Annotated in this window: 19 protein-coding genes; 14 read left to right on the top strand and 5 right to left on the bottom strand. The window is 58.7% G+C overall.

Features of this window, described 5'->3' with window-relative positions; genetic code table 11:
- Window positions 1-19: 19 nt before the first annotated feature.
- A complete protein-coding gene (locus tag THISIDRAFT_RS01450; protein ID WP_006787354.1) occupies window positions 20-460 on the bottom strand; it encodes a DUF1841 family protein in 441 nt (146 codons plus the stop codon).
- A 100-nt stretch (window positions 461-560) separates the two neighbouring features.
- Between THISIDRAFT_RS01450 and THISIDRAFT_RS01445 the strand changes: the two genes are divergently transcribed.
- Window positions 561-818, top strand: a complete 258-nt coding sequence (locus THISIDRAFT_RS01445) for a BrnA antitoxin family protein (protein ID WP_006787353.1) — start codon at window positions 561-563, stop codon at window positions 816-818.
- A 40-nt stretch (window positions 819-858) separates the two neighbouring features.
- Here the strand turns inward: THISIDRAFT_RS01445 and nifA are convergent, their stop codons facing one another.
- From nifA to argJ, 3 genes are all read right to left on the bottom strand, one after another.
- Window positions 859-2,433, bottom strand: coding sequence for a nif-specific transcriptional activator NifA (gene nifA / locus THISIDRAFT_RS01440; RefSeq protein WP_006787352.1), 1,575 nt, complete (start codon window positions 2,431-2,433; stop codon window positions 859-861).
- Between the two features lies 1 nt (window position 2,434).
- Entirely contained in the window at window positions 2,435-4,033 is a 1,599-nt protein-coding gene (gene nifL, locus THISIDRAFT_RS01435; protein WP_006787351.1) for a nitrogen fixation negative regulator NifL, read from the bottom strand.
- Window positions 4,034-4,221: 188 nt separating this feature from the next.
- A complete protein-coding gene (gene argJ, locus THISIDRAFT_RS01430) occupies window positions 4,222-5,436 on the bottom strand; it encodes a bifunctional glutamate N-acetyltransferase/amino-acid acetyltransferase ArgJ (RefSeq protein WP_006787350.1) in 1,215 nt (404 codons plus the stop codon).
- Window positions 5,437-5,865: 429 nt separating this feature from the next.
- On the opposite strand from argJ, the gene THISIDRAFT_RS01425 reads away from it, so the two are divergent.
- From THISIDRAFT_RS01425 to THISIDRAFT_RS01370, 12 genes are all read left to right on the top strand, one after another.
- Window positions 5,866-6,843 carry a KpsF/GutQ family sugar-phosphate isomerase gene (locus THISIDRAFT_RS01425; protein WP_006787349.1) on the top strand — a complete coding sequence of 326 codons (978 nt, stop codon included), beginning with the start codon at window positions 5,866-5,868 and terminating at the stop codon, window positions 6,841-6,843.
- A gap of 162 nt (window positions 6,844-7,005) precedes the next feature.
- A complete protein-coding gene (locus tag THISIDRAFT_RS01420; RefSeq protein ID WP_006787348.1) occupies window positions 7,006-7,725 on the top strand; it encodes a glutamine amidotransferase in 720 nt (239 codons plus the stop codon).
- Between the two features lie 41 nt (window positions 7,726-7,766).
- Window positions 7,767-8,807, top strand: coding sequence for a signal recognition particle-docking protein FtsY (gene ftsY / locus THISIDRAFT_RS01415; protein ID WP_006787347.1), 1,041 nt, complete (start codon window positions 7,767-7,769; stop codon window positions 8,805-8,807).
- A complete protein-coding gene (gene ftsE / locus THISIDRAFT_RS01410; protein ID WP_006787346.1) occupies window positions 8,804-9,487 on the top strand; it encodes a cell division ATP-binding protein FtsE in 684 nt (227 codons plus the stop codon). The genes ftsY and ftsE overlap by 4 nt, the downstream gene beginning before the upstream one ends.
- Window positions 9,468-10,343: a peptide chain release factor N(5)-glutamine methyltransferase gene (gene prmC / locus THISIDRAFT_RS01405; protein ID WP_246585301.1), complete on the top strand. Its 876-nt coding sequence runs from the start codon at window positions 9,468-9,470 to the stop codon at window positions 10,341-10,343. The genes ftsE and prmC overlap by 20 nt, the downstream gene beginning before the upstream one ends.
- Window positions 10,344-10,364: 21 nt before the next feature.
- Window positions 10,365-11,690: a M16 family metallopeptidase gene (locus THISIDRAFT_RS01400; protein WP_006787344.1), complete on the top strand. Its 1,326-nt coding sequence runs from the start codon at window positions 10,365-10,367 to the stop codon at window positions 11,688-11,690.
- Complete coding sequence (rsmD, locus tag THISIDRAFT_RS01395; RefSeq protein ID WP_006787343.1) at window positions 11,674-12,294, top strand: 16S rRNA (guanine(966)-N(2))-methyltransferase RsmD; 621 nt, start codon at window positions 11,674-11,676, stop codon at window positions 12,292-12,294. The genes THISIDRAFT_RS01400 and rsmD overlap by 17 nt, the downstream gene beginning before the upstream one ends.
- A gap of 255 nt (window positions 12,295-12,549) precedes the next feature.
- A complete protein-coding gene (locus THISIDRAFT_RS01390; protein ID WP_006787341.1) occupies window positions 12,550-14,547 on the top strand; it encodes a BCCT family transporter in 1,998 nt (665 codons plus the stop codon).
- Window positions 14,548-14,691: 144 nt separating this feature from the next.
- A protein-coding gene (locus THISIDRAFT_RS01385; protein WP_221913936.1) for an IS3 family transposase occupies window positions 14,692-15,865 on the top strand; the annotation gives its coding sequence in 2 pieces (ribosomal slippage) (window positions 14,692-14,987 and window positions 14,986-15,865; 1,176 coding nt in all).
- 765 nt (window positions 15,866-16,630) lie between these two features.
- A protein-coding gene (locus tag THISIDRAFT_RS01380) for an IS5 family transposase (RefSeq protein ID WP_246585300.1) occupies window positions 16,631-17,432 on the top strand; the annotation gives its coding sequence in 2 pieces (ribosomal slippage) (window positions 16,631-16,660 and window positions 16,662-17,432; 801 coding nt in all).
- Between the two features lie 133 nt (window positions 17,433-17,565).
- Window positions 17,566-19,125: a response regulator gene (locus THISIDRAFT_RS01375; protein WP_006787335.1), complete on the top strand. Its 1,560-nt coding sequence runs from the start codon at window positions 17,566-17,568 to the stop codon at window positions 19,123-19,125.
- A gap of 3 nt (window positions 19,126-19,128) precedes the next feature.
- Entirely contained in the window at window positions 19,129-23,217 is a 4,089-nt protein-coding gene (locus tag THISIDRAFT_RS01370) for an ABC transporter substrate-binding protein (RefSeq protein WP_006787334.1), read from the top strand.
- A 241-nt stretch (window positions 23,218-23,458) separates the two neighbouring features.
- Here the strand turns inward: THISIDRAFT_RS01370 and THISIDRAFT_RS01365 are convergent, their stop codons facing one another.
- Window positions 23,459-24,277, bottom strand: coding sequence for a BRO-N domain-containing protein (locus THISIDRAFT_RS01365; protein ID WP_221913935.1), 819 nt, complete (start codon window positions 24,275-24,277; stop codon window positions 23,459-23,461).
- Between the two features lie 354 nt (window positions 24,278-24,631).
- Between THISIDRAFT_RS01365 and THISIDRAFT_RS01360 the strand changes: the two genes are divergently transcribed.
- The coding region (locus tag THISIDRAFT_RS01360; protein WP_221914028.1) for a helix-turn-helix domain-containing protein at window positions 24,632-24,789 on the top strand (158 nt) is incomplete at its 3' end.

The following is a 24,789-nucleotide window of genomic DNA, read 5'->3' as shown; positions in this document are numbered from 1 at the left end:
CAAGGATGATACCACCGCGTTAATGGGTTACACGGGCCAGCTGGGTGCGCAGACAGGCAAGGTAAGCCGCATGGTCCGGCAATTGCTGGCGGCGTTGCGCCTCCCACAAGCAGGTGCCCAGACACTCCATGGCAATATGCTCGGCCTGATGCTCTCCCCAGCGGGCCAGCAATTGCTGATACAGCGCCCGTACTCCCGGCGGTCTGTCGGTGGCGAGTTGCTCTTGCACCGCCAGATGCAGGCCCAGATGCAAAAACGGGTTTTGCTGCGCATCATCAGGGCCAAACTCGGCGTTTAGCGTCTGTTCACGGTCGGACAATAAGGCCTGATATTCGGGATGGCGGACAATCAGCGCGGCAATCTGAGCCTCCAGCGGTAATAGCGCCAGCCCTGCTTGATGCTTACGCCAGGATTCGTAATACATAAAACGCAACTGCTCGCGTCGTTGCCCTTCAAACATAAAAGACTCCTCTTGAAATAGCGAATGAGATATGTCAAAGGTTTGAGGTCACAAATTAGCATTTGGTTTGCACACGCATCCCCCATGAGGCTAAACAATCATGCGCAAATACTACGACTTTAGCGGCGGTCAACGTGGCCCCGTCCTAAGTTCCCCCAGCAAAACCCGCATTACCATCATGCTGGACAATGACATTGTGGACGCTTTCCGCCAGCAGGCAAGCGCGCAAGGAATAGGTTATCAAACCGCGATTAACCAGGCACTCAGGGCCGCTATTGACCAAAATAACGCCCCTGTCACCGAACGCAAACTGCGCGAAATCCTGAGAACCGAGCTGAGTCACCTTAAAACAGCCTAAGCGTGCTATGCCGCTTTGATGAGCGGTATTGCATACACTATCAGAATTGTTTCACCCGAATTTTAAGGGTCTGGATGCGGTAGGCAATCTGGCGCGGGGTCATGCCCAGAATGCGCGCAGCCTTGGCCTGTACCCAGCCAGCCTGTTCCAGTGCGGCGATAACCCGCTCGCGTTCGTCCATGTTCGGGTCCTGCAAATCCACATCCGTCGGCGCAATGGGGGCGGGCGCAGGCTTTTTGACCGTGCTACCGGGCGGATACTGTGCACCGCTTAACTGGATGCTATCCAGATCAATCACCCCGGTTTCGCTCATAATCGCCGCCCGTTCCAGGCAGTTTTCCAGCTCGCGTACATTGCCCGGCCAGTTGTGGCGCATTAGGGTGCGAATGGCGCCGTCGGTAATACTGAGTTCACGCCCCTGCCCCTTGGCGATTTTTTCAACCAGAAAGCGCGCCAGATCGGGGACATCTTCGATGCGTTCACGCAGGGCGGGGACGAAAATCGGCATCACATTGAGCCGATAATACAGGTCTTCGCGAAAATGGCCTTGCTCAACATCGTCTTCCAGCGGGCGGTTGGTGGCGGCAATGATGCGCACATTGACCTTGAGGGTCTGGCTGCCGCCCAGGCGTTCCAGTTCGCCTTCCTGCAAGACGCGCAATAACTTGGCCTGAAAGGTGGGCGAAACCTCGCCGATTTCATCCAGAAACAGGGTGCCGCCATCGGCCTGTTCAAAGCGCCCTTTGCGCAGCGCCACCGCCCCGGTAAAGGCACCTTTTTCATGACCGAATAACTCGCTTTCCAGCAGGGTATCGGGCAAGGCGGCACAGTTGAGCTTGATAAAGGGGCCGCTGGCGCGGGGGGAATTGTAATGAATCGCACTGGCAATGAGTTCCTTGCCGGTGCCGGTTTCGCCGCGAATCAAGACGGTGGTATGCCATTTGGCCACCTGACGCACCTGCTCAAACACCCGCCGCATCAGATCGGTATGCCCGACCACATTATCCAGCGCATAATTGGCGCGCACGGTGCGGCGCAAATGGTCACGTTCGTCGGTGAGATCGCGCCGCTCGCGTTCCACCTCCCATGACAGGCGCACACTCTGCGCAATCAGATTGGCGACCATCTCCAGAAAGCGCGCCCGTTCGGGCAAGAGTGATTCGGGGGTATGCAGCGGCTGGGCCACCAGCACGCCAATGGGTTTGCCTTCACCGCCCAGACGAATCGGTACGCCGATCAACGGCAGGTGCGGATCGTACACGCGCAGCCGTCCGAGAAAACGCGGCTCATCGGCAATGCGTGCAATCACCATGCTGGCGCCACGTTCGATAATCGCCCCCACCACGCCCTCACCAGGTTCATAGCGGATGGGTTTGGCGGCGGGCTGTGGCGCTTCGTGATAGGCGGCACTGACCAGCAAGGCCCCCGTGTCCGGCTCCAGCAGCGACACCATGCCACGCTGCATCCCGGCTATCTCATGCAAAACCTGTAACAGCTCGGTCAGGGTGTCGTGCAGATTCAGCGAGCGACTCAATACCTGACTGACCTGATACAGGGCATCCAGCTCGATTTCAATCAGCGCCGAGCGATCCACCGGTGGTTTGCTCAACTCCATCTCAGGCGACCTCATCATCCACGCTACGCAAGGCGGATTTCGCGGCGATGGGGAAACGCAGATGGACGCAGCAGCCGGGGGTACAGGTGGGGTCAATCTCCACCATGCCCGCATGTTGGCTAACAATCTCTTGCACCAGCGGCAAACCCATGCCCGCCCGGCCACTGTGGCCCTTGGTGGAGAAAAACGGCTCAAACACCCGTAGCCGTAGATGTTCGGGAATGCCAGGGCCGGTATCGCGCACGCGAATATGCACGGTGTCTTCTTCTGCACGAGTGAGGATATGCAGCTCGCGGGTTTTAATGCCACTGCCCTGCATCGCATCCAGGGCGTTATCAATCAATTGTTTGAGCATCCCGCGCAGGCTTTTTTCCCGCCCCAATACTGGCGGTAACACCGCTGCCGGTTGCCAATCAACCACAATGCCGTTGGCCAGCAAGCGATGCGTCGATAATCCCAACACATCGCGCAACAAGGCATTGAGATTCACCGGCGTTACCGCTTCCTCAGGTTCCTCGGGCATGGAGGCGCGCAAGGTTTCCAGCGCCTGATGGCCGGAATCCAGCGCTTCCTTGAGCACGGGCAGCAAGGGGTCGGTACTGGCATGGTTGCCACTGCGCCGTTTGAGCATGTTCACCGCCGCCTGAATGATATTGAGCGGCCCCTGTAGCTGATAAATCGCGGCAGCCAGGGTTTCACGCAGGCTTTGCACCAACTCTTCCTCGGCGGTCAGGGCGCGCAAGGCATTCATGCGCATCTCTTCTTGCTGGCGGCGCAGGGTGGTGATCTCCTTGGCCACCAGTAACAGATATTCCACCCGGCGCGGCGCAAAAAAATGATCGGCGCTGCTATCGCGCTCCTTAAACCAGGTGCCCGAGCAGGAAAACCAGCGAGATCCCTGATAACTCAGCTCATAATCGACAAAACCGGCGCCACTGGCGCGGGCGTGATGCAGATCAACCCCCACCTGACTCAGGTTATCCAGAAAAATCCGCGCCGGTTCCTCCCCAGCCAGTTCTTCGGCCAATTTGCGATAAGCCTGATTGTTCAGCACCACCTGCCCCTGCTCATCCAGCAGCGCAATGACCACGGGTTCGGCATCCACCACCGACTCAATCAGGGCTTTTTGGTTGGCGACCTGCTGGGCCAGCTGATGCATCTGGGTCACATCACGCTGAATCCCCAAATAATGCGTGATCTGCCCAGCAGCGCCCACCACCGGGGCAATGTTGAGATCCGCGAGATAGCGCGAACCATCAAAGCGCCGATTGATCAGCGTGCCACACCAGGTTTTGCCCTCGCTCAGGGTTTGCCACAACGCGGTGTATAGCTCACGCGGGGTCGAGGCATCGGAAAGAATCGCCTGGCGCTGCCCGACCACATCCGCCGCCTCGTACCCGGTCACCTGAGTAAAGGCGGGATTCACGTATAAAATCCGGGCCTCAAGATCAGTAATCGAGATGGCCACCGGGGCCTGTTCCACCGCCTTGAAAAACAACAGCGCAGGCAGTGGGCTGGAACAGACCGACAGCGCCTGCTCCAGACCCTCAATGGCAAGGTGATTCGGCGGTGCGGTCGGCGGCGTGTGCTGGCGTGGCATGTGGGCTCCAGAAAGTCAAAGTCGTGGCGACACCGTCGTCTGGTGTCGCTAGATAAAAAAGCGAGCGCAAGAGGCGTTTGTCATGTGGCGGCATTATCTGGATCTGGATCGCCGAGTTGTACCCGGCTAATTTTTAATCCTTCTTCCGAGCAGCCGGCTGCAAGTTGGCGATCCGCCGCTGGCGATCATCACGAGCGATATTCGGCATTGATGCGCACATATTCATGCGAAAAATCACAGGTATATACCTCAGCCTGTGCCGTGCCCCTTCCCAGATCAATCTGCAAGGTGATTTCTGCCTCGCGCATCACCCGCTGCCCATCGGCCTCGGTATAGCGCGGATCGCGCCCCCCGTGCGTGACCACGCGCACGTCGCCCACATCCAGCGTCACCTGGTTTACCTCCAGATCAGCAACACCAGCCCGCCCCACCGCCGCCAGAATACGCCCCCAGTTAGGATCAGAGGCAAACAGCGCGGTCTTTACCAGCGGGGAATTGGCCACCGTCAGGCCCACCTGACGTGCCTCGGCGACATCGCGAGCGCCCTTTACCGCCACCGTGATGAACTTGGTCGCACCCTCACCATCACGCACAATGGCCTGCGCGAGAAACTGACAGATCTCCAGCAGCGCATCCCCAAAGGCGGCAGCCTCTGCACTGCCTTCACGGATATCGACCCCGCTGGCACCGGTAGCCATCAGCACACAGGCATCATTGGTCGAGGTATCACCATCGACGGTGATGCAATTAAAACTGCGCTGGGTACACTCAGCGAGAAGCGGTTGTAACAGCGCTTGCTCAATGCGTGCATCGGTAGCGATAAAGGCCAGCATGGTCGCCATATTCGGCGCAATCATCCCGGAACCCTTGGCAATGCCGGTGATCGTGATGTCTTGCCCGTGCAGATGCAGCGTACGGCTGATGCCCTTGGGCACCGTATCCGTGGTCATGATCGCCTGCATCGCCGCCATCCAGCTGTCTTCCTGCAAATCCGCCAGCGCCTTGGGCAAGGCATCCTCAATGCGCTGCACCGGCAAAGGCTCACCAATCACCCCGGTAGAAAACGGCAAAACCTGCTCGGGCAGACACTGGGCATCCTCTGCCAGCGCCTGACAGCAGGCATAGGCACAATCCAGGCCTAAATCACCCAGCCCGGCATTGGCATTGCCGGAATTGATGAGCAAATAGCGCGGGGCGGCCTTGGCATGATGCTCGCGGGCCACCACCACGGGGGCAGCACAAAAGGCATTTTGCGTTAGCACCAGCGCCACACGGCTAGACTCGGCCATCTCCATCAGCACCACATCATTGCGGTTTTGATAGCGAATATTGGCGGCCACGGCCGAAAGACGCAGCCCCGCCACCGGCAGCAGGGATTGAGGGGAGGAAAGAAACACAGCCATGATTGAGCATTATCAGGAAAATAGTTGGAGGAAGCGCTATAAAGATACTGTTTTTTGCTCCACGCTTAGCCTATCAATCCTGCCCTTGATTGACGCAATCAAGGGCAGGAGACTTAAACGTGTGCAAGCGTATACTGCATTTAATATATCATGTTTTTTGATACGCAATCATTGAGCGGCTTATATCCCCACGGCTAAAGCCGGGAGCTTTACACCGCACTCGGGTAATCCCATAAAATAGGCAGCCATTAATGACCGTGATTCCATCTTTATAATCTTGGGGGCACGGGTGTCATTGCCGCAGTTGATCATTTTGAGCAGCTGACGGGCGGCGTGGTCTGGGTGTATTTATCCGCTTCCGCCATCGCGCTCGCCTATCTGCAGCGACGCGCTGGCAGTATTGAACATCACGAAAGATAAGCCATTTTTATGGAATTGCATCCCGATAAAGTAAAATCCCTGGCACTGGCGGTGCTGGAAATCGAATCCCAGGCGGTGCGTGATTTATGCAGCCGCATTGATGACCGCTTTATTGATGCCTGTCGTTTTATGCTGGCCTGTCGCGGCCGCATCGTGGTCACGGGCATGGGCAAATCCGGGCATATTGCCAACAAGATTGCCGCCACCCTGGCCAGTACCGGAACGCCGGCCTTTTTTGTCCATCCTGGCGAGGCCAGTCACGGCGATTTGGGCATGATCACCGCCGGGGATGTGGTCTTGGCGCTGTCTAACTCCGGCGAGACCGATGAACTGTTAGCGATTTTGCCGCTGATGCGCCGCCTTGGGGTTCCCTTGATCTGTCTGACCGGCAATCCACAGTCCACCTTGGCGCGTGAGGCCAGCGTTAATCTGGATGTCAGCGTGGCGCGTGAGGCCTGTCCATTAGGGCTGGCACCCACGTCGAGCACCACCGCCTCACTGGCGATGGGCGATGCCTTGGCGATTGCCCTGCTGGAGGCGCGGGGCTTTACCGCCGAGGATTTTGCCCGTTCGCATCCGGGCGGGCGACTCGGGCGGCGCTTATTGCTGCATGTCAGTGACATCATGCACACCGGTGCCCGTATCCCCAAAGTGGCGGCGGATGCTTTTTTGCGCGAGGTGTTGGTGGAAATCACCCGGCAGGGTCTGGGCATTGCCGTGGTCACGGATGCGACTGAGCAGGTCTTGGGGGTGTATACCGATGGGGATCTGCGCCGCACCCTGGATCGCAGCATCGACATTCACCAGACAGCGGTTGCATCGGTCATGACCCGCGCGTGTCAAACTGCCCGCCCTGAAATGCTGGCCGCTGAGGCGCTAAAGATTATGGAAGATCAGAAAATCAATGCGCTGCCGGTGGTGGATGCCCAGGGGCGCTTAGTCGGCGCACTGAATATGCATGATCTGCTGCGTGCCGGGGTGGTGTAAGCAAAAAAGCTGCAGACCTAACCCAAACTCTCCCCCTGACAAGGGGGAGTCCCGCCGCAGGCGGGGAGGGGGTTGTTTTTTAACACACAACCACCCCGCCCCTGACGGGGCACCCCTCCTTGAAAAGGAGGGGAGTCTTTTTTATTACGGAATCCTCTATCCATGTCAAAACCGCTTTATATTTTCAAACTGGGCACCACCTTTGCAGACACCGCCGCCCGTCTGGGGGATTTTGAAGAGTGGACCTGTGCGGCCATGCAGCCCTTGAATCCGCCACTGATGGTAGTCGATCTGCTCAAGGGCGAGGTGCTGCCACTACCGCATGAGTGTGCCGGGGTCATCCTCACCGGTTCACATGCGATGGTCACCGACAATCTGCCCTGGAGTGTGGCCCTGGAGCAGTGGCTACCCGAGGCGCTTGCGCTGGAGGTTCCCGTATTGGGAATCTGTTATGGGCATCAATTACTGGCCCGGGCAATGGGCGGTACGGTGGATTATCACCCGCAGGGCGAGGAGGCTGGCACGGTGGAGGTGCAATTAACGCCCGAGGCGGCCCGTGATCCACTGTTTGCCGAATTGCCGATGGTCTTTAAGGCGCATGTCTCGCATTCCCAGACCGTCTTGCAGCTGCCGCCGACGGCGGTTTTGCTGGCGCAGAATGCCCATGAACCGCATCATGCCTTCCGCCTTGGCCGCTGTGCCTGGGGCGTACAGTTTCACCCGGAATACACCCCGGCCATCATGCACGATTACCTCAAGGCCCAGGCCCCCGCCTTAGCGGCTCAAGGCCACGATATGCTTAAACTCACCGCCGCCGTGTGCGCAACCCCACACGCCCAGCAGGTGCTGCAGGGCTTTGTGCAATGGGTGATGGATCATTAAATAAAATAAATCATGACATTATTCGGAGCATTGACAGTTAAATGATCGGTCTTTTCAAAAAATCCAGGACAAATCCAGAGGATGTGTCTACTGACACGGCTGCTTCGGCGGCACCCTCCGAGGCGGGTGATACGCCGGACAACCGCTCGCCCAAGGGGTTTTTCTCGCGGCTGACACAGGGCTTGTCCAAAACCAGCCGGGCGATGACGGAAGGGATTGCGACGCTGGTGCAGGGTAAGCGTAAAATTGATGATGAGCTTTTGGAGGAGCTGGAGTCACGCTTGCTGATGGCGGATGTCGGGGTGGAAGCCACACAGCGTATTCTCGATGCCCTGATGCGCAATGCCGCCGCGCAGGATCTCAAAGATGCGGATGCCTTGTTGCAGGCACTGCGTCAGGCGATGGTTGAGGTTTTGGCGCCGATTCAGCAGCCCTTGGAGATCACCCCGACGGGCGGCCCCTTTGTGATTTTGGTGGTGGGGATTAACGGCGCGGGCAAGACCACCACCATCGGCAAGCTGGCCAAGCATTTGCAGCTTTTGGGGCATTCGGTGATGCTGGCGGCGGGGGATACCTTTCGTGCCGCTGCGGTTGAACAGCTCAAGACCTGGGGTGAGCGCAATCAGATTCCGGTGATTGCGCAGGGCCAGGGCGCAGATTCCGCCTCGGTGATTTATGATGCCCTGCAAGCGGCCACGGCACGCAAGGTGGATGTGTTGATCGCCGATACCGCCGGACGTTTGCACACCCAGAGCAATCTGATGGAGGAAATGAAGAAGGTCAGCCGGGTGATCACTCGCCTGGATGAAACCGCGCCACATCAGACACTGCTGGTGGTGGATGCGGGGACCGGGCAAAATGCCCTGAATCAGGCCCGCGAGTTTAACCGGGCTCTGGATCTGACCGGGCTGGTGGTCACCAAGCTCGATGGTACCGCCAAAGGCGGAATTTTATTTGCCATCGCCGAGCAGTTGGGGATTCCGGTGCGCTTTATCGGGGTCGGCGAAGGCATTGACGATCTGCGCCCCTTTGATGCCGAGGAATTTGTCAGCGCCTTGTTAGAGCTTGATCCACCGGCGTGATCTGCTTGCACGGTGTGGCCAAGCGCTATCCCTGCGGGCATGAGGCGCTCAGCAATATCAATCTAACCCTGGATGCCGGGAGCATGGCCTTTTTAACCGGACGTTCCGGGGCGGGCAAAAGTACCTTGCTCAAATTGATTGCCCTGATCGAGCGTCCAACCCGTGGCCAGATTCTGGTCAACGGCATGCGTCTAAGCGATGTGGGGCGAGAACATATTCCCGCCTTACGCCGCAGTATGGGGATTATTTTTCAGGACCCGCATCTGTTGGCCGATCGCACGGTATTTGATAATGTGGCGTTGCCGCTGACAATTCTGGGGTATCGGCGCGCCGAGGTTGCCCGGCGGGTGCGGGCGGCGCTGGATAAGGTGGGTTTATTGCGCAAGGAGCGCCAATACCCGCCAACCCTGTCCTCCGGTGAGCAGCAGCGCGTTGGCATTGCCCGGGCGGTGGTGCATAAACCGCCGATTCTTTTGGCGGATGAGCCAACCGGGAATCTCGATCCGCAGCTATCCGCCGAAATTATGGATCTGTTTTTACAGTTTAACCGCGTCGGGGTCACGGTACTGGTGGTCAGTCACGATGTCCCGTTGATCTCGCGGTTAAACAAACCCATCATTGATCTGGAACACGGCCAGTTGCGCCGCATGGTGTTATCTGATGATCTACCCAGCCCTTGAACCAATGCAAGCAGCACCCTTGTCGATTCACACCTGGTTGCAGCAGGCCAGCCATGCCCTAAGGGTGCGCCAATACCCCTCGCAAGAGGCGCGGTTGCTGCTGCAAACCGTGTTGCAATGCACGCCCACCTGGCTGTTAAGTCATGATGAGGCGCCGCTGCAACGCCATCAGGTCCAACGCGCCACGCGCCTGTTGCAGCGTCGCCTCTACGGTGAACCAATCGCCTATCTGCTGGGGGAGCGTGAGTTTTGGTCATTGCCCCTGGAGGTGAGTCTCGATACCCTGATCCCGCGCCCGGAAACCGAGCATTTAGTAGAAGCGGCGCTGGGGTGTATGCGTGCCCGGCCCTGTGTCAGGGCCTTGGATCTGGGCACCGGCACGGGTGCGGTGGCGATTGCCTTGGCGCATGAGCACCCTGGACTTACAGCGGTGGCGGTGGAAAAAAACCCGGCCACCGCCGCCGTGGCGGCGCGCAATATCGCCCGTCATCAGCTCACGGCGCGGGTGCGTCTGCAAATCGGTGACTGGTTTGCGCCGGTGGCCGGTGAACAGTTTGATGTGATTGTCGCCAATCCGCCGTATATTGCCCGTGATGATGTGCATCTCAAGCAAGGCGATGTGCGCTTTGAGCCGATGATGGCCTTGGTGTCTGGCAACGATGGGCTGGATGCGCTGCGCCATATCATTGCCCATGCGCCGGAGTATTTATGTCCTGCGGCGTATCTGTGGGTAGAGCATGGGCATACCCAGGCGGCTGCGGTGCGGGCGCTGCTTAGCGAGGCGGGTTTTGCGCAATGCCAGACCCAGCGCGATCTTGCCGGACATGAGCGCGTCAGCGGCGGTCGTTGGTGCTAAATTCTCAATCAGGAACATACGATGCAAAAACACATAATAGGGCTTAAGGCGTACGCCTTGGGGGTATTGCTTGTGCTGCTGTCCCAAGGGGTCGCCGCCGCCATCCAAACACCCCACACCTGGGAAACCGACAACGGCTTGCCGGTGTATTTTGTCCCGGCACCGCATCTGCCAATGCTGGATATGCGTCTGACCTTTCATGCCGGCAGTGCGCGGGATACCACCCACCCAGGGGTCGCACGTCTGACCAACCGCCTGCTGGCCAGCGGTGCCGGGGGATTAGACAGCGATGCCATTGCCCAGCGTTTTGAGCAGGTGGGCGCACAATTTAGCGCCACCGCAATGCGTGATATGGCAGTGGTGTATGTGCGCACCCTCACCGAGCCAGACTGGCTGGAGCAGGCGCTGGATACCTACATCCGCGTAGTCAGCCAGCCCAGCTTTAAGGCGCGTGATGTCGAGCGGATGCGCCGCGAAACCTTGAGCGCCCTGCAACGCGAGGCGCAAAACCCCGGCGATATCGCCTCCAAGGTATTTTATGCCACCCTCTATGGCGATCATCCCTATGCCAGTCATCCGCTCGGTACCGAAGAATCTCTAGCGCGCATCCGCCGGGCTGACCTCATCGCCTTTCATCAGCAACATTATGTCGCCCGTAACGGGGTGCTGGTGCTGGTCGGGGGCATAGAGCTACAACAGGCTAAAGCGATTGCCGAGCGTATCGCCAAAGCCTTGCCGGAAGGTGTCAAAGCCCCGCCCCTGCCCGCTGTCAAACCGCTGGCCCAGGCACAGACCGTGCGCATCCACTTTCCTTCCGAGCAGGTGCATGTACGGGTAGGACAGCCACTGATTGCACGCGGCGATCCGGATCATTTTCCGCTGTATGTCGCCAATCACATTCTGGGCGGAGGCAGCTTTATCTCACGCCTGTTTGAACAGGTGCGCAATCAGCGCGGCCTGGCCTACAGTGTTCACAGCTATTATGTGGAAACCGCTGCCGCCGGCCCTTTGATCATTGCCATGCAAACGCACCACCGCCAGGCCGAGGAAGCGGTCGCGCTGCTGCATGAGATTCTCAGCGATCTGGTCACACACGGCCCCAAAGCCCAGGAAGTGGCTCTGTCCAAAGACAACATCATCGGCAGCTTTCCGTTAAGCATCGCCAGCAACAGCGATCTGCTCGGACAATATGCGCAGATCGGTTTTTATGGTCTGCCAGTGGATTATCTGCAGCAGATCATTCCAAACATTCAAGGTGTCACCCCGGCAGCGGTGCAAGACGCCCTGCAGCGGCGCGTGCATCCTGAACACCTGTTGACCGTGATCGTCGGTGGGCAAGCAGAGTAACGGTGCCGCACCCGGCGAGGTACGCATCATCGGCGGGCAGTGGCGTTCGCGCCGCATTCCGGTGCCTGCTGCGCTTGGTCTGCGCCCCACGGCGGACCGCATGCGCGAAACCCTGTTTAACTGGCTGCAGTTTGAAATCCCCAGGGCGCGCTGTCTGGATCTGTTTGCGGGAAGCGGTGCCTTGGGTTTTGAGGCGGCCTCACGCGAGGCCGCGCAAGTGGTCATGATTGAGCGCAACCCGCAGGTTGCCCAGCATTTGCGCACTCAGGCACAGCGTCTGGCCGCCCACCATATTGAAGTGATACAAACCGACGCGCTGCACTATCTGCAACAATCCCCCGACACCCCCTTTGACGTGATCTTTCTCGACCCGCCCTTTCAGCAAAACCTCGTGCCACAAACCTTGCTTGCGCTATCGCATCCCGGCTGGCTCAGCCCCAAGGCAGTGATCTATGTCGAGCAGGAAAAGCAGACCCCGGCCCCGCCCCTGCCGCCAGAATTTTACTGGGACAAAGAAAAAATCGCCGGACAATGCGCCTACCGCCTCGCCAAAAACTCCCCTCCTTTTCAAGGAGGGGTGGCGCGTAGCGCCGGGGTGGTTTAAAAAGCCTTAAAACCAACCCCTCGCCGCCTGCGGCGGCCCCCCTCCTTAGCAGGGGGAGCGTTTGGGCGTGCAGCGATACCTTCCAGATGTCGCTATTTTTGCCATGTTTGCACCGCCACAGCCCAGAGTCTGCGTTTGATGCAGCAGCCTGCTTGGGATAGGCTGTGCGTGTCATGTGTGTCGATGCGTGGCTGCTGATCGACGGCGTGGCTTGTGCCAACGCGGCGCAATTCTTTGAATACAAAGGGGAGTATCATGAATATTGACGACACGAAGAAGGAGGCGCCATCCAGAGCGCCCCGGATCAAAGTGAATCCGCCGGTGTTTATTAGTGCGGCGGCGTTGACCTTGTTGCTGGTTTTATTTGCCATCATCGCCCCCGAGGCGATGGGGGATTTCTTTAACACCATTCAGGGCTGGATTGCCGAGTCTGCCGGGTGGTTTTATATCCTTGCGGTGGCGCTGTTTTTGATTTTTGTGGTGCTGCTGGCGGTGTCGGATTATGGGCGGATCAAACTGGGCCCGGATCACAGCGAGCCCGATTACAGCTATACCACCTGGTTTGCCATGTTGTTTTCGGCGGGGATGGGCATTGGCCTGATGTTTTTTGGGGTGGCTGAGCCGATCATGCACTATGTCAGTCCTCCGGTGGGCGAGGGCTCTACGGTGGAGGCCGCCCGCGAGGCGATGAAGATTACCTTCTTTCATTGGGGCGTTCATGCCTGGGCCATTTATGCCGTGGTGGCCTTGTCACTGGCCTATTTTGCCTTTCGCCACAACCTGCCGTTGACCATCCGTTCGGCCTTTTATCCGCTGATTGGCGAGCGGATTTACGGCCCGACGGGTCATGCGATTGATACCTTTGCGGTGTTGGGCACCATTTTCGGGGTGGCGACCTCTCTGGGTTTTGGAGCCATGCAGGTCGGCTCTGGGCTGAATTATCTGTTTGATCTGCCCAATACCGTGTGGATGCATGTGGTCATTATTGCGGTGATCACCGGGATTGCGACCGTATCGGTGGCCTTGGGACTGGATAGCGGCATCCGGCGAATCTCGGAGCTGAACATGATCCTGGCCTTGACGCTGTTGCTGTTTGTACTGATTGCCGGGCCAACGGCGTTTTTATTGCAGGCTTTTGTGCAAAACATCGGCGCGTATCTGACCGAGGTGGTTTACAAGACCTTTAATCTCTACGCCTATGAACCGACCGGCTGGATCGGCGGCTGGACGCTGTTTTATTGGGGCTGGTGGATTGCCTGGGCACCCTTTGTCGGAATGTTTATCGCCCGGGTGTCGCGTGGGCGTACCATCCGCGAATTTATCGCCGGGGCTTTACTGGTGCCGGTGGGCTTTACCTTCATGTGGATGACCTTTTTCGGCAACACCGCGATTCATCTGGTCTTGGTCGATGGCATGGTGCAACTGGCTGAGGCTGTGGCCGCAGATACCTCGGTGGCCTTGTTTCAGTTTTTTGAACTGCTGCCCTTTTCAACGCTTGCCTCCTTACTGGCCACCATTTTAGTCGTGACCTTTTTTGTCACCTCCTCGGACTCCGGCTCGCTGGTGGTGGATATGCTGACCTCTGGCGGGGCGGAGGATTCGCCGACGTGGCAGCGGGTTTTTTGGGCAATTGTGGAAGGTCTGGTTGCCGCTGCCTTGTTGCTGGCCGGGGGATTGGGAGCCTTGCAGACCGCGACCATTGCCAGCGCCCTGCCCTTTACCATCATCATGCTGCTCATGTGTTGGGGGTTGTTGCGGGCCTTGCGCATCGAAGTCGTCAAGCGCGCCAGCCTCAGTCAGGCAACCCTGATGCCCTTGGGCACGCAAAACCCGGTGCATTGGCAACGGCGTCTGCGCACTTTGTTATACCATCCCAAGCACTCGCAGATTGTGCGCTATATCGACGAGGTGGTCGTGCCCGCGCTGAATGAGGTGTCTTCCGAGATTGCCAAGTACGGCATGGAAGTGAAGGTGGTGCAAGGTGAGGATGGCCGCGCCTGGATTGAGGTTGCACACGGTGAAGAAACCGACTTTTTTTACTCCGTGCGCCCCAGAGCCTATATCCCCCCCAGTTTTGCCCTGCGCGACACCCGCCCCGATCGCGGCGAAAAGCTCAAATACTACCGCGCCGAGGTGCATCTGCGTGAAGGCGGGCAAAATTACGATGTGATGGGCTGGAGCAAAGAACACATCATCAGCGACGTGCTCACCCACTACGAAAAACACATGCACTTCTTGCAAGCCGTGCGCTAAACATCAGCAAAACCCTACCCTGTTTGGGTAGCCTGACCAAGCCTTTCAAGGTGAAATAAAATCAAAGCTAGACGTATAGTGGACCCCGAAATCTGGACAACAGTTTAAGTGATGACAAAGCCTCCAGCATGGGGTAGCGAAGAGATGAGCGAAAAGAAGAAGCGGAACACATACAACGCCGAGTTCAAGGCCAAGGTCGGGCGTGAGGCGATCCATGGGGTCAAGACCGTCAACGAGATGGGTCAAGCCTACGGGGTTCACCCGGTGCAGGTCAGCAAGTGGAAGAAGGCAATCGTTGAGCAGGCAGGTACGCGCTTTGAGGGCAAGCGTGGTCCGAAACCGGCAGCGGAGCAGGACTCGCCGGATCGGCTCTACAGCGAGATGGGCCGCCTGAAGATGGAGCTGGACGGGGACTGGCTCAAAAAAAAACAGGGATCACCCTGCCATGAGCCGCCAGGGCTGGATTGAGGCGGAGGGTGCGCGCTCCATCGTGCGGCAGTGTGAGCGGGCGGAGGTAGCTCGAGCGACCGTATACGCGCATCGCCATCCATCACAGGAGAACGCGACGGCGCTGCTGCTGTGCCGTCTGCTCGACGAAATCTATACGCGGCGACCGCTCTACGGGAACCGCCGGATAGTAGCCGAGCGGCGGGCACAGGGCCATGAAGTCAACCGCAAGTGCGTGCAGCGACTGATGCGCCGGATGGGACTGGCGGCGATCGCGCCGGGCCCTCACACCCGCCGCCCGCACCCGCAGCACAAAGTCTATCCGTACCGGTTGCGTGGCATTCAGGTCATTCGGCCCAACCAGGCCTGCAGCACTGACATCACGTACGTGCGGCTAGCGCGAGGCTTTTGCGACCGGGTCGCGATCATCGACGGGTACAGCCGAAAGGTCTTGAGTGAGCGGCTCAGCAACACCATCGATGCGAGCTTTTGCCTCGACTGTCTTGAGGAAGCCCTGCGGCTGTACCGCCCTCCTGAAGTCTTCAACAGCGACCAAGGCGCTCAGAAAACGGCGGAGCCATTCACCAGCGTGCTCAAGCGTGAAGGCATGACGATCAGCATCGATGGCCGAGGGCGAGCCTTTCACAACATCTTCGTAGAGCGGCTCTGGCGAACGGTGAAGCATGAGGACACCGACCTCAAAGGCGACGCTGACCTGCGTGAGGTGACTCTTGGGCTACTGGAAGACTTCTCATTTTACAACGAAGAGCGCCCGCACCAAGCACAGGCCGACGAGACGCCAGCAACGGTCTACAGGACCCGGCAGGGAGGAGGTGCATTGATCGTAGACAAATACGGCCCGGGGCGGTGACGCCTACCGACGGTGAATCTGCGGCATCAGGGCAGCGCTGTGCAGCTGCGAGTGAGGGGCAGGCGATAACTTTAACTCGGCCACCTTTTGTCTTGACAATGGGGTCTACCTCACTACCGCCAGTGAAAATACAGAAATCAACACCACCGTCAGGGTGGCAAGCAGCATCATGCGCTGGCTGTAGTTGGCCTTTTTGAGAGGTGGTATGGTTTTCATTGCCAGGCTCCTCTGGCCTTTTTTCTGTTGGTATCAGGCACAGAGATGGCTAAAATGACGGCAATTTATCCAAACCCGCCGCCAGCAAATACACAAAAAACGAAATGGGCCTGCACTGAATACGAAAATGCCTCTTCGGGGCTTTGTTTTCCCTATGTTTTGCTAATTCAATCCTATGAATGCTTGCTCCCAGCCTGCACCACGCCCCGTGCTCATGGCCCTGTTCTCGCGGGTGTGCCTGATAGTCTATCCGTGGCGCGAGCTCTGGCCCACCCTGCCGCGCTCCACCGCCGGGTACCTCAAGTCCCAAGCCACTTTCTCCGACTGTTTGGCCTTGGTACGGCGTACCCTCTGGGCCCAGGACCATGGCGTCAACTCCACTTCAGCGCCCGATCAGCGCCTCATTTCCCTCGAGCGCCTGCTAGACTCGCTCGCAGTGACCCCTAAATGGCAAAAGTCGAGATAAATAGATATGTGCAGATTTAGAGGCTGTTTGGAAATTAATCGCGTAATGGCTTAACCTACGATTTTTTCTAGGAAGTGGCCCACATGCCCCAGAAATGCAGCAAGAAGATTCGCAAAAAAACGCTACCCGAGTCACCTCAGCGACGGCGCCTGGAAGGCGATCAAGCCGCTGTTGCCGAGCGCCCCGGTCGGGCGCCCTCGTAAGCTCAGCATGCGCCAAGTCATCAATGCGATCATCTATGTCCTGCAGACGGGCTGCCAGTGGCGTCAGCTGCCGCGCGACTTTCCTGCCTGGTCGGCAGTGTACTATGACTTCAATCGCTGGCGGCGCGATGGAACCTGGCAGCGTCTTCATGACAGGCTACGCGCTCGGCTACGGCAACGCCACGGGCGTCACAAGCATCCAAGCGCCGGGTGTCTGGACAGCCAAAGCGTCAAGACCACGGCGATCCCTGGTGAGCGCGGCTATGACGCCGGCAAGAAGATCAAGGGCCGCAAACGCCATCTTCTGGTCGATACCCTGGGGCTGGTGCTGGCCGTCGTTGTCACCGCCGCCAGCGTGCAAGACCGTGATGGGGCGCGCCAACTCCTGCGCCATCTCCCCGGTCATTGCAAAAAGCTGCGCACGATCTGGGTTGACGGCGGCTACAGTGGACGCCTGGTTGACTGGGTTGCCCAGCGCTTTCGTTTCGTCTTGACGGGGGTCTTGCGTCCCAAGGAGCGCCGAGGGTTTGTTTTGTTGCCGCGACGCTGGGTTGTTGAGCGGACCTTTGGCTGGCTGAACCACTCACGCCGTCTGAGCAAGGACTACGAGCGCTTGATGTCGAGCAGCGAAGCCTGGATTTATCTCGCAATGAGTCGACTGATGGCTAACCGCTTGGTTTGAGGCGGTAGTTTCCAAACAGCTTCTCAGGACAGGAACCCATTGAAGCCGGTGTTGTTCATTCATCTTCAACCTCGCAACAGGAATCCGCTCCTTTCAGGGAGCGGTGAACATCAACACCCAGAGATGATTGCAAATGCGTCAACCCGCTACCCTATTAGTCGTCGATGATCAAGTCGATAACCAGCGGCTGCTGGTTAATCTGCTCAAACCTGACTACCGCGTGTTAGTCGCCTCAGATGGTGAGATGGCGCTGTTGTCTTTGCAGACCGGACAGCGACCGGATCTGATTTTGCTGGATGTCATGATGCCCGGCATGGATGGCTATGAGGTCTGTCGGCGCATCAAGACGCAGTTTGATCTTGCCAGCATTCCAATCATCTTTCTGACCGCGCGCGTGGATGCTGAGAGCGAAACCCAGGGCTTGGCCCTCGGTGCGGTCGATTATGTGACCAAGCCGATCAATCCGCCGGTGCTGCGTGCGCGTATCGCCGCCCAGCTCGCGCTGGCCGAAAAAATTCGCCGCGCAAACCTTGAGCGGGATATCAGTCATCGCATTGTGGCGAAAGTTAGCCGCGAGCGCGATGAAATCGAAAATTTAGTCCGCAGCCTGGAAGACCAGATCGCCAAGCGCGCCCTTACCGAGGCGCAGTTGCGTATCGTCAGTGAGGCGGTGACACAAGCGCCGGTATCGATTGTGATCACCGATGCCACAGGCACCATCGCCTATGTGAATCCTCATTTTTCGTACCTTACCGGCTATGCGCCCGAGGAGGTCATCGGCCAGAATCCGCGCCTACTGAAATCGGGTGAAATGGATGAACACCTTTATCAGGCCATGTGGGCAACCCTTAGTGCCGGTGACATCTGGCGCGGCGAATTGCTGAACAAGGGCAAACAGGGCCAATTGTTCTGGGAATCCGTGGCCATCTCACCCGTGCGCAACACCGAGGGCATCATTACCCATTATGTGGGGATCAAAGAAGACATCGGCGACCGCAAGGAACTCGAACGGGTAAAGGAGGATGTTGAGCGCATCATGCGTCATGATTTGAAATCGCCGCTGAATGCCATCATTGGCTTTCCCGATTTGTTGTTAATGGATGATAACCTGACCGCAGAGCAGATCGAATCCATCGAGCTGATTCGTGATACTGGGCGAAAGATGCACGACATGATCAATCTGTCGCTGGATATGTTCAAAATGGAAACCGGCCAGTACGCCTATGCGCCACAGCCGGTGAATCTGGCGCTGATCTTGCGGGAATTGGCACAGTTGAACGCGATGCGCCTGCGTGATCAGCAGCTTAGCCTTGTGTTCGCGCCTGCGGAGGGCGAGGATGGCACCTTGGCAGACACTTGGGTGTGTGCCGATACGCGGTTATTGTCTTCGCTGCTGGCGAATCTGTTCGCCAATGCTATCGAAGCCTCACCGCCGGGCGAGCGCATCCACATCACCATCGCACCTAAGGACCAGGCCTTTGTACTGACGCTGTGCAATCGCGGTGCGGTCCCTGCCGCGCTGCGGGCGCATTTTTTTGAAAAATACCGCACCTTCGGCAAACAGGGTGGCACGGGATTGGGCACCTATTCGGCCAAGCTGCTGGCCGACACCATGGCGCTTGATCTGCGCATGGAAACCTCAGACGCCGATGATCGCACCTGTCTTTGGCTCACCTTGCCCGCCAGCGATTGAGCTGTGCTGCCACCCATCGTATTGCCTTTCATTCTGGTGCTACTAGCACTGCTGCCGCTTGCCGTCGCCATGGCCGAGGAGGTCGCTGACCTGCCCTTGGTGCGCGTCTCATTGCAATTGCAGTGGAAGCATCAATTCGAGTTTGCCGGCTACTATGCCGCCATTGAGCAGGGTTTCTATCGCGACCACGGGCTGGAAGTGGAGCTGCGTGAATACCACCCAAGGCTGGATGTGCTCGACGCGGTGCGCTCAGGCGAAGTGACCTTTGGCTTGACCCATGGTCAGGTCATTGCCTGGCGCTTGCAGGGAGAACCGGTGGTACTGCTGGCGAATTATTTTCGCAAGCCGCCTTTTGTGCTGCTCACCCGCGCTGGCCTGCACAGCCTGGCGGCCTTGCGCGGCGGTCGGCTGATGGCTGCACCGGACGATCTGCTCTCGCCGCTGCTGCGTGCGGCCTTGCGTAACGCCGGGCTGGTACCGGGCGAAAATCTCACCATCGTTCCCCATAGCTTCGATGCCAGCCCCTTGATTCGCGGCGAGATCGATGCCATGACCGCCTTTGTCACCAACGATCCTTTCGATCTGGAAAGCAAGGGGGTGGGCTTTCAAATCCTCGAACTCGGTGGCTACCTGCCGGGTCTGGGCGACGGCTATCTGTTCACCTCCGAGGCGCAGGCGCGTGATCAACCGGAGGTCACCCGCGCCTTTGTCGAAGCGAGCAACGCTGGCTGGCGCTATGCGCTGGAGCATAGCGATGCATTGATCGACCTCATCCGTGCGCACTATGCTCCCCAGCGCAGCCACACCGCATTGCGCTACGAAGCCACCCGCACCCACGAGCTGATGCAGACCCCGCTGCTGCCAATTGGCGCGGTCGCCCCGGCGCGCATTGAGCTGGCCGCCGCCGCCATGCTGGAAACTGGCATGCCAGGTGAGGCGGCGCGACTCGCGGGCTTTGTCGATCCCCTGTCACTCGCTGCGTCCACGATCAGCGCACCTAAGCCCATGAAGTCACCTGTTGAGCCCTTGGTGACAACACCCCTAACCGACACGCAGCGCGATTGGCTCCAGAAACAATCAGTGATTCGCTATACCCTTTGGAATGACCGCGCGCCGGTCGAATATGTCGATGCCGCTGGCCAACCCAGCGGGATGAGCACCGATTATCTCGCCATTGTGGCCCGTGACCTGGGCTTGCCACTTGAGTTTATACCCAGTGCCAGCTGGACTGAAACCCTGGAGCGGGTGCGGGCGGGCGAGATTGATCTGCTGCCCAGTGCCGCGCCTTCGGCTGCACGCAGTGACGCACTGGCTTTTACCGACACCTATCTGGAACTGCCGGTCGCCATTTTCGCGCCGCTTGAGGCACCTTTTTACGGCAGCCTGGAAGCCCTGCGCGATCAGCGGGTGGCGGTCATCAAAGGCACGGTCACCGAGGATTGGCTGCGCCGCGATCATCCAGAATTACAGCTGGTCGCGCTCCCTACCGCCGAGGCCGGCATGCACGCTCTGGAGCGCGGTGAGGCCGTCGCTCTGGTCGATACGCTCCTGACCTTCAGCCATGTGATCGGTCGCGATGGGCCGCCGCGTCTGCGCATGGCCGGAAATACGCCTTATCGCATCAGTCTGGCCATGGCGGTGCGGCGCGAACTCGCCCCTCTGGCGAAGATGCTCAATCAAGCGCTGGCCGCCATTCCGCCCGCCGAGCGCGAGGCGATCGAACAGCGCTGGATGCAGACACCCAGGGTGGCACAGATTGACTACCGTCTGCTGTGGCAGGTGCTCAGCGGTGCGGTCTTCATCATCGCGATCATCCTGTATTGGAACTGGCGACTGTCACGCACCCAGGCGGCGCTGGCGCGCAGCGAGACCTATTATCGCACCCTGATCGCTACCATGGCCGAAGGACTGCTGGTGCATGGCCGCGACGGCCTGATTCGCACCTGCAATGCCGCTGCCGCACGCGTGCTTGGCCAACGCGAGGAGGCGCTGATCGGCCAGGTACCCGGCTGGCAACTGCGGCGCGAGGATGGCACCCCGCTGCCCATGGAGCAACAGCCCGCCCTGGTGACCTTGCGCACCCGTGTCGCGCAGCGCAACGTGTTGCTGGCGCTGACCGATGCCAATGGCGGCCCACGCTGGATCGCACTGAACACCGCGCCCTTGGTGCTGGAGCCGGACGCGGCCCCCGACGCGGTGCTGGTGACTTTCACTGATGTCACCGAGCGGGTGCGGGCCGAGCAATCGCTGCGCGAGAGTCAGGCGCGTTATGATGAAATCGTCCGCCTGATTCCGGTCGGCATCTATACCTTAAGCCAGTATCGCGGCGAGCCTGAAACCCTGGCGTATCTCAGCCCACGCGGTCTGCAGATGCTCGGTCTGTCTAACGACGGCAACGGCCCGCCACCCAGCATCGAAGGCCTGTTTGCGCTGGTCGAGCCAGAGGATCGCGAGCGGCTGGTACTGGCCAACCAGTTGAACATCAAAGAGAATTTCTTCTGGGAAGGACGCATCCATGTACATGGTGGGATCCGCTGGTACCGGCTGGAATCCGTGGCCGCACCCCAGAGCGACACCTTTTGCATCTGGCAGGGCGTCATCACCGACATCACCGCGCAGAAAGAGGCTGAGGCCGCGCTGATCCAAGCCCGCCAAGAGGCTGAGGCGGCGAATCGCGCCAAGAGCGATTTTCTCGCCAACATGAGCCACGAAATCCGCACCCCGATGAACTCGGTGCTGGGCATGATGCACTTGTGTCTGGAAACCGAGCTGACCGCCCCCCAACGCCAGTATCTCGATCAGGCGCAGCGTGCCGCCCGGGCGTTGCTGGGGCTGCTTAATGACATCCTTGATTTCTCCAAAGTCGAGGCCGGCGAAATCACCCTGGAAGCCATCCCCTTTGCACTCTCTGGTGTGCTCAACGATCTGCACTCTGTCGTCAGCCGTCAGGCCAAGGATAAGGGACTGATTTTGCACATTGAGCGCGATCCTGCCATCCCTGACGCCCTCCAAGGCGACCCGCTGCGACTCGGGCAGGTCTTGATCAATCTGGCCAACAACGCGATTAAGTTCACTGAACAGGGTAACATCACGATCAGCGTAAGTCTGGTGCGCCTTGAGCGCGAACAAGTGTGGCTAGCCTTCAGGGTGCGCGATACGGGTATTGGCATGAGCGAGGATCAGATCTCCCGCTTGTTCCAGCCCTTCCACCAGGCGGATACCTCCATTACCCGGCGTTACGGTGGCACGGGTCTGGGGCTATCGATCTGCAAGCGGCTGATGGAGCTGATGCAAGGTGATATCACTGTCACCAGCCAGCCAGGGCGGGGCAGCACCTTCGCCCTCCGTCTTGCGCTGCGATTGGCCCCTGCAAACTGGCAGCTGCCTACGAACGTGCCGCCCATCTCCCAAAATCAGCTCGTGGGGCGGCGCATTCTGGTGGTGGAGGATGACAGCCTCAATCGCATCATTGCGCGCACCCTGCTTGAACGCGCCGGTGCTCACGTTGAGGAAGCCGAGCAGGGTCTCATGGCGCTGGAACTCATCGACAAGCAAGGCACTAAAGCTTGGGATCTGATTCTGATGGACATCCACATGCCGGAACTCGACGGCCTGGAAGCCACGCAACGCATTCGCGCACGCCCCGACGGAGCCGCGATTCCCATTATTGGGTTAAGTGCCTCCACCTTCCCAGAGGATATAGCAGCGACCCAAGCCGTCGGCATGAATGCCCACCTGGGCAAGCCGGTGAATCCGCACACGCTATTTACCGAGCTGGCGCGCTGGCTTCCTGTGACAGAAACCGACCCCATTGCAGTGGCAAGCGCTGAACCCAGCGCAACCCCCGCCGCACCCTTCACCCCACCGGATGCCGCCACCCGCGCCGCGATTCAGCCGATCATCAACCAACTTCTCACGCTCACCCTGGCACTTGATGCCGAAGCCGAGGACTATTTTCTTGCCCATCGCGCCGACATCGCGAAAGTGCTCCCGCCCGCAGACTGCGCCGCCCTCGCCCACCATATCGAGGGCTATCGTTTTCCCGACGCGAGCGCCCTGCTAAAAACCGTGGAAACCGTGCCGCCAGCCTGAGCGCAGCGCCTCTGAATGCAAATAGCTCAGCGCTAACCTGAAAACAAAGATCCTGATACTGATGCCAGGCATGATCGGCATCACCTGACACCCATTCCTCATTGCTTGGCCCGTCTCTGGAATCGCGCAGCACCAGCTGCGCATAGCTGTTAAAGCTCGCGAGGCCTGCGGCCTCGGTGCCTAGCGGGAGCTACACGCTCCCAGGTGTCGGCGGCATCAAGATGATGCCGCCACGGTCTTTTTAACGCAAATACCCGCTAATGCGTCGCAATAGTTCCGGAAACTGCACGGCGTAGTACAGCGGTTGGTTGCGCTGGTTTCTGCCATAGCACAAGCCTTCGCCGACCAATTGCTTGACCCGTTTTAAACCCCGTGGGGTTTCGCGGCGGATGTCTTGTAACCAGCCTAAACGCACCAAGGCCCGGTTGACCACTTGTACGCTGTGGCGTTGCTGGTGCAAAGACAGTAAGGCGCTTAAGGTGAATAGATCCCGTTCGCTAGGTTGAGCTTGGGGCGGTGGCGGCGGTGGCGGATGCAGGTCTTGGGGGGTTATTCCGAGTTCGGCCAGGGTGTGTTCAATCCACTGGCGTTTGCTGAGAGCATCCAACGGCAGGTGAGTGAGGTACAGATTCAAGGCGGTGAGGCGGATATAAGCGCGGAGCAAATCGGCGGGGAGGGGGTCTGCGGTCGGGCTGTGATAAGCGCCGGTCTGGCGGATGGTGGGGAGGACTTCTTCCGTGACCCAATCCTGAAAGCGTTCAGCGCTGGGGAGTTTGGAGCGAAGGATCAGGCGGTAAACATCCGATTCGGGGATGAGCTTGGTTTTATGATCGAGGTTAAGTGCTTGATTTGTATAGAGGGGGTGATTCGCCCCCTCTATATCAATCAAAGGCTTAGCTTTTTTGCAGTGAGTGGCAACCGCTTTTTTGGTGTCGGTGTAGCCCAGCACCAGCGCGACATCTCGGGCAACAAACCACGGGATGCTTTCTGCAAGTACAACACGCACGTTGGACTGTTCAAAACGGAAGGGAATCAGAGAAAGATGCGCAGAATTTAACATGGATCGACTAACTCCATAACAGTTCTAAAAAGAACCTGAGCCCGAAAGGGCGCAGGCGACTGTATGGGTTAGCCTACCAGCCATTAGTCTGGTGCGTCCGAAGACGCCCGCACACAGCCGCCCGCATGGAGCGAATCACTGAGAGACAGACATAAAAAAGCCGCAGACGCGGCAGTATCTGCTAATGGTCTAGGGAGGCTAATCCCGTGCGGCTGTGTGACAGCCGCCGGGTAACTTTACGCCCGCCGCTGGCATAAAACAAGCCCTGTGGCGTTTGCTGTTAGCCCAAAGCAGTAATGTCCCCTTCGTCCAATTCTAAAATGTCCCCTTTATATTTAAGCGGGAGGGGCACGCATGACGAAGGAGCACATTACGATGAGTCACAAAGAAATTGACCGACTAGAGATGATTCAGGCGGTGGCGAACAAGCATCTGCGGCAGGCCGAGGCGGCCCAGCGCCTGGGGTTGAGCGTGCGCCAGGTCAAGCGCCTGGTTCGCCGCTATCGTGAGCA

Source organism: Thiorhodospira sibirica ATCC 700588, assembly GCF_000227725.2.
Taxonomy (GTDB): domain Bacteria; phylum Pseudomonadota; class Gammaproteobacteria; order Ectothiorhodospirales; family Ectothiorhodospiraceae; genus Thiorhodospira; species Thiorhodospira sibirica.
The sequence above is the reverse complement of the archived record's forward strand: the minus strand, read 5'-3'. Positions and strand labels throughout refer to the sequence as shown.

What these genes read in the sequence shown, in the direction of transcription:
- THISIDRAFT_RS01375 (WP_006787335.1), top strand. Translation starts at nt 17,566, where the DNA reads ATGCGTCAACCCGCTACCCTATTAGTCGTCGATGATCAAGTCGATAAC.
- THISIDRAFT_RS01420 (WP_006787348.1), top strand. Translation starts at nt 7,006, where the DNA reads ATGTCAAAACCGCTTTATATTTTCAAACTGGGCACCACCTTTGCAGAC.
- THISIDRAFT_RS01390 (WP_006787341.1), top strand. Translation starts at nt 12,550, where the DNA reads ATGAATATTGACGACACGAAGAAGGAGGCGCCATCCAGAGCGCCCCGG.
- THISIDRAFT_RS01450 (WP_006787354.1), bottom strand. Translation starts at nt 460, where the DNA reads ATGTTTGAAGGGCAACGACGCGAGCAGTTGCGTTTTATGTATTACGAA.
- nifL (WP_006787351.1), bottom strand. Translation starts at nt 4,033, where the DNA reads ATGCCACGCCAGCACACGCCGCCGACCGCACCGCCGAATCACCTTGCC.
- THISIDRAFT_RS01365 (WP_221913935.1), bottom strand. Translation starts at nt 24,277, where the DNA reads ATGTTAAATTCTGCGCATCTTTCTCTGATTCCCTTCCGTTTTGAACAG.
- THISIDRAFT_RS01445 (WP_006787353.1), top strand. Translation starts at nt 561, where the DNA reads ATGCGCAAATACTACGACTTTAGCGGCGGTCAACGTGGCCCCGTCCTA.
- argJ (WP_006787350.1), bottom strand. Translation starts at nt 5,436, where the DNA reads ATGGCTGTGTTTCTTTCCTCCCCTCAATCCCTGCTGCCGGTGGCGGGG.
- ftsY (WP_006787347.1), top strand. Translation starts at nt 7,767, where the DNA reads ATGATCGGTCTTTTCAAAAAATCCAGGACAAATCCAGAGGATGTGTCT.
- THISIDRAFT_RS01400 (WP_006787344.1), top strand. Translation starts at nt 10,365, where the DNA reads ATGCAAAAACACATAATAGGGCTTAAGGCGTACGCCTTGGGGGTATTG.
- prmC (WP_246585301.1), top strand. Translation starts at nt 9,468, where the DNA reads ATGATCTACCCAGCCCTTGAACCAATGCAAGCAGCACCCTTGTCGATT.
- nifA (WP_006787352.1), bottom strand. Translation starts at nt 2,433, where the DNA reads ATGGAGTTGAGCAAACCACCGGTGGATCGCTCGGCGCTGATTGAAATC.
- THISIDRAFT_RS01425 (WP_006787349.1), top strand. Translation starts at nt 5,866, where the DNA reads ATGGAATTGCATCCCGATAAAGTAAAATCCCTGGCACTGGCGGTGCTG.